Origin of the sequence: Arcobacter venerupis (genome assembly GCF_013201665.1) — a bacterium.
GTDB classification, from domain to species: domain Bacteria; phylum Campylobacterota; class Campylobacteria; order Campylobacterales; family Arcobacteraceae; genus Aliarcobacter; species Aliarcobacter venerupis.
Window position 1 is genome coordinate 1,200,668 of the sequence record NZ_CP053840.1, and the last position, 11,865, is coordinate 1,212,532.

At 26.8% G+C, this 11,865-nt stretch carries 11 protein-coding genes; 6 read left to right on the top strand and 5 right to left on the bottom strand.

What is annotated here, in order from left to right:
• Positions 1-17: 17 nt before the first annotated feature.
• A complete protein-coding gene (locus AVENP_RS05955; protein WP_128358651.1) occupies positions 18-347 on the bottom strand; it encodes a DUF6172 family protein in 330 nt (109 codons plus the stop codon).
• 128 nt (positions 348-475) lie between these two features.
• Between AVENP_RS05955 and AVENP_RS05960 the strand changes: the two genes are divergently transcribed.
• On the top strand, positions 476-2,086 hold the full coding sequence (locus tag AVENP_RS05960) for a cation:proton antiporter domain-containing protein (RefSeq protein ID WP_128358652.1): 1,611 nt from the start codon (positions 476-478) through the stop codon (positions 2,084-2,086).
• A 4-nt stretch (positions 2,087-2,090) separates the two neighbouring features.
• On the opposite strand, the gene AVENP_RS05965 is transcribed toward AVENP_RS05960, so the two are convergent.
• Positions 2,091-2,381, bottom strand: coding sequence for a hypothetical protein (locus tag AVENP_RS05965; protein ID WP_128358653.1), 291 nt, complete (start codon positions 2,379-2,381; stop codon positions 2,091-2,093).
• A 90-nt stretch (positions 2,382-2,471) separates the two neighbouring features.
• Between AVENP_RS05965 and AVENP_RS05970 the strand changes: the two genes are divergently transcribed.
• Positions 2,472-3,119, top strand: a complete 648-nt coding sequence (locus AVENP_RS05970) for a peptidoglycan recognition protein family protein (RefSeq protein ID WP_128358654.1) — start codon at positions 2,472-2,474, stop codon at positions 3,117-3,119.
• On the opposite strand, the gene AVENP_RS05975 is transcribed toward AVENP_RS05970, so the two are convergent.
• The gene (locus tag AVENP_RS05975) at positions 3,103-3,879 is read right to left on the bottom strand and encodes an RMD1 family protein (protein WP_128358655.1); all 777 of its coding nucleotides are present in this window, start codon (positions 3,877-3,879) and stop codon (positions 3,103-3,105) included. The genes AVENP_RS05970 and AVENP_RS05975 overlap by 17 nt on opposite strands.
• Positions 3,880-3,991: 112 nt before the next feature.
• Here AVENP_RS05975 and AVENP_RS05980 point away from each other — a divergent pair, with 112 nt between their 5' ends.
• Together AVENP_RS05980 and betT are read left to right on the top strand one after the other, a co-directional pair.
• Positions 3,992-5,269 carry an MFS transporter gene (locus AVENP_RS05980; RefSeq protein WP_128358656.1) on the top strand — a complete coding sequence of 426 codons (1,278 nt, stop codon included), beginning with the start codon at positions 3,992-3,994 and terminating at the stop codon, positions 5,267-5,269.
• On the top strand, positions 5,259-7,256 hold the full coding sequence (betT, locus tag AVENP_RS05985; RefSeq protein WP_128358657.1) for a choline BCCT transporter BetT: 1,998 nt from the start codon (positions 5,259-5,261) through the stop codon (positions 7,254-7,256). The genes AVENP_RS05980 and betT overlap by 11 nt, the downstream gene beginning before the upstream one ends.
• 18 nt (positions 7,257-7,274) lie before the next feature.
• Here the strand turns inward: betT and AVENP_RS05990 are convergent, their stop codons facing one another.
• Together AVENP_RS05990 and rraA are read right to left on the bottom strand one after the other, a co-directional pair.
• The gene (locus AVENP_RS05990) at positions 7,275-9,800 is read right to left on the bottom strand and encodes a glycosyltransferase family 2 protein (protein ID WP_128358658.1); all 2,526 of its coding nucleotides are present in this window, start codon (positions 9,798-9,800) and stop codon (positions 7,275-7,277) included.
• Positions 9,801-9,918: 118 nt separating this feature from the next.
• On the bottom strand, positions 9,919-10,401 hold the full coding sequence (rraA, locus tag AVENP_RS05995) for a ribonuclease E activity regulator RraA (RefSeq protein WP_128358659.1): 483 nt from the start codon (positions 10,399-10,401) through the stop codon (positions 9,919-9,921).
• 181 nt (positions 10,402-10,582) lie between these two features.
• On the opposite strand from rraA, the gene AVENP_RS06000 reads away from it, so the two are divergent.
• Both AVENP_RS06000 and AVENP_RS06005 read left to right on the top strand, forming a co-directional pair.
• A complete protein-coding gene (locus AVENP_RS06000; protein WP_128358660.1) occupies positions 10,583-11,512 on the top strand; it encodes a methyltransferase domain-containing protein in 930 nt (309 codons plus the stop codon).
• A gap of 67 nt (positions 11,513-11,579) precedes the next feature.
• Entirely contained in the window at positions 11,580-11,864 is a 285-nt protein-coding gene (locus AVENP_RS06005; protein ID WP_128358661.1) for a hypothetical protein, read from the top strand.
• The last annotated feature ends 1 nt before the right edge of the window (position 11,865 follow it).

Genomic DNA, 11,865 nt, shown 5'->3' on the forward strand with positions numbered 1-11,865 from the left:
TAATGATGAAGAGAGAATTAATCTTCTAATTCTTCGTCTTCTTCATTATTCGTTTGAGTTTTTTCTTTTGGTTTTCTAAATTCTGCACGAGCCACAAGTTCTAAATAAAAACTATCAAGATTTTCACTTGCAGCAATATCTATTGATTTTGTAATATCTACAAATCTAATTTCTGTAGCCTCTTCTTGTGTTTTGCCAAATTTACAATCAAAATTCCAGTAATTACAATTTTCTGGTAATCTTTTTGTTCTTTCTCTTTTGATATATTTTCTTACATCATTTTTGATAGATTCAACTTGTCTATCTTTATTTTTATTTGCAACTATTAGTTGGAATGTTTTTTTCATATAAATCCTTTGGTGAAATTATAGCAAAAAAACTTAATTTATTTAATGAATAAAATATATACAATTAATCATAAAATAAACAAGCAAATTTTGATATAATTTTTATACATATAAAAAGAAAGAGAATAATGGAAAATATCTTATTTACGCTATTTTTGAGCATTTCAATAGCAACTATTTTAAATATAATTTTAAAAAGATTTGGAGTTTCACATATTATTGGATACATAATAACAGGAACATTAATTAGTTATATTTTTAATTTTAATGGCTTAGATATTGGTTCATTAGAACTTATTGCAGAGTTTGGAATTGTATTTTTAATGTTTACAATTGGCCTTGAAATGAGTTTTGATAAAATCAAAAAAATGAAAGAAATCCTTTTATTAAATGGGTTTTTACAAGTAAGTGTTAGTGCAGGGCTTATTTATTTAGCTGCATTTTTTGTTTTTGGTTTGAGTGTTGAAGTTTCACTTATTGTTTCATTGGCTTTTTCTTTATCTTCAACAGCAATTGTTTTAACATATTTAAAACATTCAAAAGATATTCACACTCCTTATGGAGAAAAATCAACTGCAATTTTGATTTTTCAAGATTTAGCAGTAATTCCTATTTTATTACTTATTACATTTTTAACAAATGATACTTTATCAATCAGTGAAGTTTTAGGAAAAACTTTTATTTCAGCAATAATTATTGTACTTTTTATGTTTACAATTGGTAAAAAACTTATCTCGTGGCTTTTGAAATTTGCTTCAAATACAAGAATCGAAGAGTTATTTTTAGGTTCAGTTCTTTCAATAGTAATAGGAACTTCACTTTTAGCAAATCAAATGGGATTTACTTACTCTTTGGGAGCATTTATTGCTGGTATGATTATTTCTGATACTAACTTTAGTGTAAAGGTTGAATCTGATATTGCAAGTTATAAAGATTTACTTTTAGGAGCATTTTTCTTTTCTGTTGGAACAAAAATTGATGCTTTATACTTTTTAGAAAATGTGCATATTATATTGGCAATATTTATTCTAATCATGCTTATTAAAGCTTTAGTTATTTATGTAATTATTAGAAGAAAGTCAGATAAAAGTACCGCTATTAAATCAGCACTTGCCCTTTGTCAAGTTGGAGAATTTTCATTTGCTATTTTTGCATTAGCTGCAAGTAATAATTTATTATCACATGAAATGGCAAGTTTCTTGATTTTGGTTTCAGTATTATCAATGATTTTAACGCCATTTATTGTAAATAATATTTATAAATTAGCTTCTTATTTTGTTGTTGAATTTTATGAATCTGATAAAATTACTCCAATTGAAGCAAAAAACCATGTTGTTATTTGTGGATTTTCAATTTTAGGAAGAGTAATTGCAAATGATTTAAAAGAGAGAAAAATTCCTTTTGTAATAATTTCGGATGATTTAAGACACGTACTTTTAGGAAGAAAATTAGGTTATATGGCATATTTTGGTCACTTAGATAAATTACCCGTTTTAGAGTCATTAAAGGTTGATGAGGCTTCAAGTGTGATTATTACTGTTAGTGATACTCATAGAAAAAGATTGATTTGTGAAGCAATTTTAAAGTTTCATGCAAATGCAAATATATTGTTAAAAATTGAATCTTTAGACGAAAAATCACAATTAAAAGATTTAAATATTAAAAAATTTGTACATGCTCATTTTGAAGTAGGGCGATTATTGGTTCAAGAGGCTTTAGTAAATTTAGAAAACAAGTAGATTTTTAATCTTCTTGTTCTTCAATATTATGTCCATGTTCATGTTCATCTAAATTTTTCATAATATAATCATAAATTCTTTGATATTCAGAATCTTCAGTTTTATTCTCTTCAATAACAGCTAAAATATTTTGAAGTTCAACTAAAAATGACTCCATCTCTTCAATAGCTAACATATCATCTTCTGTTTGAGAATTTGTTTCTAAAAGTTTAGATAAATCTTCTAAATAATTTTCAACTTCTGGAATCATTACTGTTTCAACTAAGTCTTTTAGTTTTTCTTTTACATCTGTCATAAGTTTCCTTTTTATTGATAAGTAGATTATATTATTATCTTCATTTAAATTACAAATGAAAATCTAAAGTTAATTTGTTACAATGCTGCCATGAAAAAAATATTTATTACAATTTTACTTTTACTTCTTAATTCTTATGCTCTTGAAATAAAGCAGATGCCAATAAAGTTTACACAAAATCGTATTGATTTAACTAAAGAATATATAAAAAATTCATATGGTTTAGATGTTAAAGATATAAATATTGTTCCTCAAATAATAGTTATTCATCATACTGCAAGTGATGATTTAAAAGAGTCTTTTGATAGATTTTATCCTGAAATTTTATTATCAGATAGAAAATATATAAAAAAAGCTGGTGATTTAAATGTATCAGCACAATTTTTAGTAGATTTTGATGGAACAATTTATTCTTTGATGCCTGAAACGTATATGGCAAGACATATAATTGGCTTGAATCTTTCAAGTATTGGAATTGAGAATGTTGGTGGAAATAAAAAAGCATTAACAAATGAACAATTAAAAGCAAATATTGAATTAGTTAAATATTTAAAAGATAAATATAAAACAATCCAATATTTAATTGGACATTATGAATATATGCGTTTTGAAAAACACCCTTTATTTTTAGAAAAAGATGCAAAATATAGAACAATAAAACATGATCCAGATAGCATTTTTATGGAGAATTTAAGAGTAAATTTTCCAGATTTAAAATCTGTTAAAGATACTCTTTAAGACTAATTACTATTTCAAATGCAATTAAAATAATAATTATCCACTCTAAAAATGATGAATATCTATGTTTTTGTTCATCTCCTAAAACATGCAGAAGTTCTTGAATAATTTCCACTTTTTTGTTTAGAACTTCAACCCTTGATTTTATATCTAAATATTTAATCATTTTTTCATATTGATTTTCATATTGTGGATATTCCCAAAAGAATTCAGGAGTATCAAGTAAATCATAGTGTAGATTTATCTTACTTTTTACTAAAAACAGTTCTCCGATTTTTTTTGAAATCTCTTTTTTTGTAAGTTTGATTTTTCCAGTTTGGGCTAATTGTAAAGGAATATTTGAATTATCATCAATACTTGATTGTACTTCTTTTTCAAATTGGTCAAGTTTTACATTTTGTGCTAATGCTTGAGAGATAGCAATTTTTGAAGTTGAAGATAAATCATCTAGATAAATTGTGTCGAAATTTATTTTAAATTCACTTTCTAAAATATAATTTAACTCTTCAACAAAAGGAATTTCAAAACTATTTATTTCATAATTTTTTATGAAATCCATAAAAAATTTGATATTTTCAAATTTTACGTTCCAACAAATGAAAACACCATATTTAAATAGAATAATTTGTTCATTTTCTTCTAAGTTAATAATAATTGCATCTTTTATAATAGTGCACTTATATCGTTCTTCAATGCTTGTAAATATCTCTTTTTCAAATTTTTCACAAGTTAAATAAGATATTAATTTTTTTATTTCCATGATTTTTCCATAGCTAAGTATTTAGGATTATTATATAACAATAATGTTACTTTTTAGAAACAAATAAAAATACAAAAGAGAGAATTAAGAAGAGATATGTTAGTTTGAAAGGATGAATGAACATATAAACACACACTCGTATATAGAAAAATTCTCATTAAGTCCTGTTTCATCACTATTTTTTGCCATTGCTTTTTTAGCCATTGGATATGGAATGATTTTGACTTATGTGGGAGTTTATCTAAAAGATTTAGGTTTAAATGATGCAGTAATTGGTTTGATTAATGCCTCATTTTTTCTAGGCGCCATTGGCTCCTCTATATTTAGTCAGAAAATTATATCCTCCGTCGGACATATCCGAAGTTTCGCTACCTTTGCTTCTTTGATGGTAATCTCTTTTTTAATTCAAGCTCTATTTTTTAACGAATATTTATGGGCACTTTTGCGTTTTATCTCTGGTTTTGCTTTTTATGCTTTGTTAATTATTATTGAAAGTTGGCTAAATGAAAAAAGTAGTCAAACTCATAGAGGAAAAATACTTGCTATTTACACAATTATTTTTTATTTAGCAACTGCTCTTGGACAACTTTTTTTAAATATTAAAGGTGATACGACTTATATAATTTTTATTTTAGGTTCTGTATTAATACTTTTTTCTGTTCTTTTTATCTCTATGACAAAAATAAAAGAGCCAATTTTAAAACCTTTTGAAAAATATAGTTTTCCAAAACTCTATAGTGTAGTTCCACTTGCTTTAACAGGTAGTTTCATCGGTGGATTTTTTGTTGGTGGATTTTTTACAATGATACCAATTTATCTTATGCAAAAATACTCTTCAATAGAAATTGTTTCAATATTTATGGCTTGTTCTATTCTTGGAGGATTAATTTCTCAATGGCCAATTGGTCTATTGTCTGATAAATATGGAAGAAGAAAACTCATAGCTTTTAATGGTTTTTATATCTGTTTTATTTGTTTACTATTTTTATTTTCCATATCTTCTGTAATTATGATTTGTATATTAGGTATTTTATTGGGTTTTAGTATTTTCTCTATTTATCCTTTATCTTTATCAAGAGCAAATGATGTTGTGGATGAAAACAAAGATATTGTTGAAATTAGTAGATCTTTATTATTTACTTATGGATTAGGTTCTTTTATTTCTCCAATATTTTTAGGATTTGGACTTTATTATTATCCAGAATTTATTTTCATTGTTTTTTCGATTTTAGGTATTTTTATTGGATTTTATTCTTTATCTAAAAAACGAATTGCAGATGATGATATGAGTGTATTTGTAAATATCCCAGTAGCTTCAGGAGGAACTGTAGTAGAATTAGACCCAAGACAAGATTTAGAATATAAAAAGGAAAATGAAAATGAAGAATAATTTTAAAACAACAATATTAAAACCTGTATTTATTCCATCAGTATTGTTTATAGTATTATTGGTGGCATTTACAATGATAATGCCCCAAATTGCAAATGAGGTTTTTAGTAGTATTAAAAATTTTGTTGCAGAAAAATTTGGTTGGCTTTATATGTCAAGTGTAGGTATTTTTACCATTTTTGTGCTATATCTAGCAATTTCACCCTTTGGTAAATTTAAGTTAGGTCCAGATCAATCAAAACCTGCTTATAGTAATTTATCTTGGTTTGCAATGCTTTTTTCAGCTGGAATGGGAATAGGGCTAATGTTTTGGGGTGTTGCTGAACCTGTAATGCATTATGTCTCTCCACCTGTTGGAACACCTGAGAGTATTGAATCTGCAAAACTTGCAATGAATATTGTATTTTTTCACTGGGGTTTGCATGCTTGGGGAATTTATGCAGTTGTAGGTTTAGTATTGGCATATTTCTCTTTTAGACATGGTTTACCTTTGTCAATTAGGTCAGCTTTATATCCTTTAGTTGGAGATAAAATTTATGGTGGGATTGGACATAGTGTTGATACAATTGCTGTACTTGGTACTATTTTTGGGGTGGCAACATCATTAGGATTTGGAGTTTTACAAATAAACTCAGGTCTAAACTATTTATTTGATATTCCAGTTGGAATATCAACTCAAATTGTATTAATTGCAATCATAACAACTTTTGCCACAATTTCGGTCGTTTTAGGACTTGATACAGGAATAAAAAGATTATCAGAACTCAATCTTTATTTAGCTTGTTTCTTAGTTTTATTTATCTTTTTAGCAGGACCTACATTTTTTCTATTAAATGCATATATCCAAAATATTGGTTCATATTTATCTAATATTGTATTTATGACTTTTAATCAATATGCTTATGATAAAACTTCTTGGATTAATTCTTGGACACTATTTTATTGGGCTTGGTGGATTGCTTGGGCTCCATTTGTAGGAATGTTTATAGCAAGAGTATCAAGGGGAAGAACAATTAGAGAGTTTGTAATTGGTGTTTTATTTGTGCCAGTTGGATTCACATTTATGTGGATGACTGTTTTTGGAAATAGTGCTTTAAATGCAATTATGCATGAAGGATTTTCTGGCTTATCAACAGCTGTGTCAGCTGATGTTTCAACTGCACTTTTTAAATTTTTAGAGCATTTTCCTTTTTCTAGTTTTATATCTGTAATAGCTATTCTTTTAGTTGTAACATTTTTTGTTACATCATCAGATTCTGGTTCTTTAGTTGTTGATACAATTGCTTCTGGTGGAAAAGACAATAATCCCGTTTGGCAAAGAATATTTTGGTCAATAACAGAAGGTGTTGTAGCAATTGCTTTATTACTTGCAGGTGGCTTAGGAGCTTTACAGTCAGCTTCAATAATAATAGCTTTACCATTTGCAATTATAATGTTAATCGCTTGTTGGGGACTCTATAAAGCTCTTAAATTAGAGTCAATTAGATATGAGAGTTTACAACATCATATGAATGCAGGACGACATGGAAAAATAAGTGGAACTTGGCAATCAAGACTGAGTAGAATTATTGAATTTCCAAAAGTTGATGAAACAAAAAGATTTATTAATGAAAATGTTTTTAATGCTATGAATATAGTAAAAAAAGAACTTAATAGTTATTCATGGAATGTTGATGTTTCTAATGATAAAGTTAGTGGAATATCAGCTATTAGAGTTGAACACTCAGATGATTTTGATTTTATTTATGAAGTTCGTTCTAGAAGTTATGATACTCCAAGTTATGCTTATCCTGAATCTGTAAATCCAACAAAACAGCAGAAAAAATATGCTCGAGCAGAAGTTTATTTACAAGATGGTAATAAAGCTTATGATATTTATGGATATGATGAAGACGTGATTGCTACAGATATAATTGATCAGTTTGAAAAACATAGACATTTTTTACATAATACATCTACTTTAAATCCAGTAGTGCCTATTGATTAAGAGTGAATCAGAAGTCTTTTAAGACTTCTGATTTTTGATAGATGATAGTTCTAAATATCTCATGATAATAGCTGAGATATAAGGAATACTTTGAATAAATATAGTTGCTGCAAATACGTAAATTTCTGTAATTCCAGTAAAATTTGTAAAAATTAAAGCAAAGAATGCAATCAATAATAATACAGCTAAAATAGTTTCATATTTTATTGGGTTATCACTTTTTTTAGCTTTCCCACCTTTTTGAGTTCTTTTAAATGGTAAACCATCTTTTACAAATCCATCATAAACAGCTTTAAAAATAATAAGTTGTAAACTCATAGATGCAATAGAACTTAAAACAGTATTTTTAAGACTAGTTTTTACTTTCATTCTATATAAAATAAATGTGTGTAAAATATTTACTAAAAATGCCGTAATAATTGGAATCGTTAATGGAATTGTAGGAATCGTAACTCCCACAAAAATAATAACAGGAACCCAAATAATATTCATAACAGCCATAACAGGACCTAATGCATCACTTAACCAGAAGAACCAACCAGCAACAAATTTACTTTTTTGTCTAGGTTCAAGTCTTTTTGCTGATGGTCTAAATTCTTTCCAGTGTTTTTTAAGAATTTGAATTGCTCCATAAGCCCATCTGTGTCTTTGTGTTTTGAAAGCCTCAAATGTATCTGGAAGTAAACCGTAACCATATCTTCTATTTGTATAATGTGCAATATAGCCAGCTTCAAATAGTCTAAGACCTAGTTCACTATCTTCAACAATAGTATCAGTTCCCCAACCACCAACTTCCATCATAGAGCTTAGTCTTACCATAACCATTGTACCATGAACAACAATTGCATTTTCTTCATTTCTATCAATCATACCAATATCAAAGAAACCTGCATATTCAGCATTCATTGCAGTTTTAATTATAGATTCATCACCATCTCTATGATCTTGTGGAGCTTGAACGATTGCTACTTTTGGATCATCAAATAATGGAACTAAATCAACTAACCAAGATGATTCAACAACATAATCAGCATCAATTACAGCAATGATTTCTGCTTCTTTATTTGTTTGCTCTAGTGCAGCATTTAAAGCACCTGCCTTAAATCCTGTACATGTAATATTCATAAATACAAATTTATCTCCAAGCTCTTCACATAACTTTTCAATTGGTTTCCAGTAATATTCTTCAGGTGTATTATTTATAATTATAAGTACTTCATAATTTGGATATCTTAATTTTGCTAAAGCTCTTAATGTCTCTTCTAAAACATGTGGTTGCTCTTTATAAGCTGGAACATGAATCGAAACAAAAGGAATATTATCTGATTTTAAATCAAGTGGAACTAATCTCATAGGAGGAGTTCCAATTGAACACTTGAATAATTCATTAGCTTTTGCAAGGGTAATTACTACAAGTGGAATCATTAAAAAGGTTCCCATACCCCACATAACCCACATACCAAAGTTCATATAGTTTATAAATGGATAAGTAATAGCCATTACAATACCAAAAGCCATACCTTGAGCAGCAATACCATATGCTAATGCATGATTTAAATTTAATCTTTGATTTCTAAGTCCAAATAATGTTAACAGCGCTCCAATAATAATTGCAGCTACCATTTGGTAAATCCAATATTGATTTAATTCAATATCACCATTTAAATAGAATTTTAATGCTCTATTTGAAGTGAATATTCCCCAATATTGTCCAACATTACCTTCATCATAACCTTTCCATGGTTGATCAAAAGCTTCAACTATGTTATAAGACCAGTTTTTCTCTTTTGCAAGATTTAAAAATCCTCTAATAGCAATTGCTTGATTTTTTAAACTTGGAACTGCACCATTGAAATTGTATCCATGACTAGGCCAACCAGTCTCCCCAATTGTTATCTTCTTATCTGGATATTGTTTTTCAACTAGAGTATATTTTTCAATCACAAATTCATTAAACCTATCAATTGGAATTTTTTCCCAATAAGGTAAAATATGAACCATAATAAAATCGACATGATTTCCAATTTCAGGATATTTAACCAAACTATGCCAAACTTCCGCAGTAGTGATTGGTTTGTCAGTAAATTCTCTCATAAAATCTAAATAAGCAGATAATTCTACTTCATTTAAATCTGTTCTAAGAAGTGTTTCATTTCCAACAATAACATTGTTAATGGTATCAGGATATTTTTTTAAAAGCTTGATAGCTCTTTGAATTTCTAAGAAGTTTTCAGCATAATCACCACTTAACCATAAACCTAAGTCTACTGTCATAGTTGTTTTTGATGCAACTTCTAAAATTACTTTTGCATCTTCTGTTGAATAAGTTCTAACTTTGTCTGTGAAATTTAATAGAATACCAATATCTTCTTCTATTTGTTCAGGTGACAGTACTTTTTTATCATATCCTTGATATGGAGAATATGAAAGCGATTCAATTCTTGCTGACGCATCTTGTTTTAGTGATACTCTATTATCTTGTGTAATCCAAAAAAACACTTGAAATAGTCCAGCAAGTATAAGTCCTAAGATGATATATCTCAACACAGTTTCCTTTTTTTATAATTAGTCCGTAATATTACCATTTTTTGATAATTTCTTTATAAAAATTACTAATATTGAGATACTTATTTTAGATATTTTGATTTATATTTCTTTTTTACTAAATTAGTTTACTTTTTGTAACAATAACACCATCATTATCTGCATAAATATAATCGCCAGTATTAAAAGTTACACCTTCAAAATTTAATTCACAATCTCTTTGTGAATCTGTTTTTTCAAAGTTTCTAAGAGGACACGTTCCAATTGCATATAATCCAACATTAATATTTTTTGTTTCGTCTATATCTCTTACATAACCATTTAAAATAATTGCTTTCCAATTATTATTTCTAGCAAAAGCCATTAATTTATCTCCAACAACTCCAAAAAATTCTTGTGAGTTATCAACTACAACAATTCTTCCTTTTCCATCTTCATCTCTTAACATTTCTAATAAAAGCCAGTTACTTTTATCTAGTTTTACAGTTACTACTTGTCCACTAAATTTTTTTAATCCACCATAATTATTAAATTTTGCTGATAAAACTTGTATTTCTTTATCTCTATTATCATCACATAAATCTGCTGTTTGAATATTCATAATTGTTCCTTCTTTTCCTAAATAAATAATGTTCCTATATTAATAAAATAAAATGTATAAAAAGTGTATAAATTAAAAAAAGTTTAAATAAAAATATTAATATTCAAAAATAAGCAAAAAAGTAACAATATGATAATTATATGAAATATACTATAATTAAAAAAAATTATGTGAGAAGAAAATGAAAAGAATTACCAATGAATCGATGTTTGAGATAATCTCTTATTTAGAAGAAGAACTAAAAAATAAAAATGAAGTTTTATTTGAAGTATTAAATCCAGATATAAAAATAGATATTTATGCAGGAGAGATAATAAAATTAGAAAATCAAGAATTTGTTTATAGATCTTATAAATCATGGACTGATTTAGCTGAATTATTGTTTTCAAAATTGTTAATTGTTTCTATAAAGGTCCAAACAGTTGTTATAAAACTACAAAAATTAAATAAAAATGATTCATTTCATAAAGATTTAAATGATGAAAAAAATGAAAAATATGGTGAATTATCAACTTTTTTCAGAATTAATAAAAATGAAGAACCAGCTTTTTTATATGCTTATATAAATGCTTTGAAAAATGTAAAAATTGAAGAAAAAAGAAATATTTTAAATTTAGGAATAAATAAAGCAGATGAATTTGAAATAATAAAAAAGTTAGTAGATGAAGATGTTCTAAAGCAGATGCATTTTATAGGAATTGATTACTCTTCTAGTGCTATTGAATATTCTAAAAAAAGATTTCCACAAGATAATTTTAATTTTTATAATCAGGATATTAATAAATTAGAGGAATTAAATCTAAAAAAAGCAGATTTAATTATTTCAATAGGAACTCTTCAAAGTTCAGGATTAAATTTTAAATTGTTATTTATGGATTTAATTCAAAATTATTTAGAAGATAAAGGTTCAATAATATTAGGTTTTCCCAATTGTAGATGGATAAATGGAGAGATGATTTATGGAGCAAAAGCTGCAAATTATTCATATAGTGAACAATCTGTTTTATATAAAGATGTTTATTTTTGTAAAAAATATCTTCAACAAAAGAAATATAGAGTTACTTTAACTGGAAAAAATTATCTTTTTTTAACTGCAACTTCAATTAAATAGGGAAAATACTTTGTTTATATAACTTTTTTTTGTTACAATTATCTTATAAAAATAAAAGGAGTTTATTATGCCAGCAAAACATATTGAAGTTAAAACATTTAAGTTAGCTCACAGTATAGATGATACTGTAAAAATAGAACATGTTGAAAAACCTTATGGTGAATATAGTAGTCCAGTTGTTAGTATTGCAGTTTATTCTCATGGTAAAACTAAAACTTCAGAAGTTGAAATTCCTTATGAAAATATAGAAACATTTTTAAAAGCGTTACATGAATCAATTGATTTATGTGAATCAATTCCTAGAAATCCAATTTATGCAGAATTAAATTCAGATATTGGCGGAGGAGCTTAAT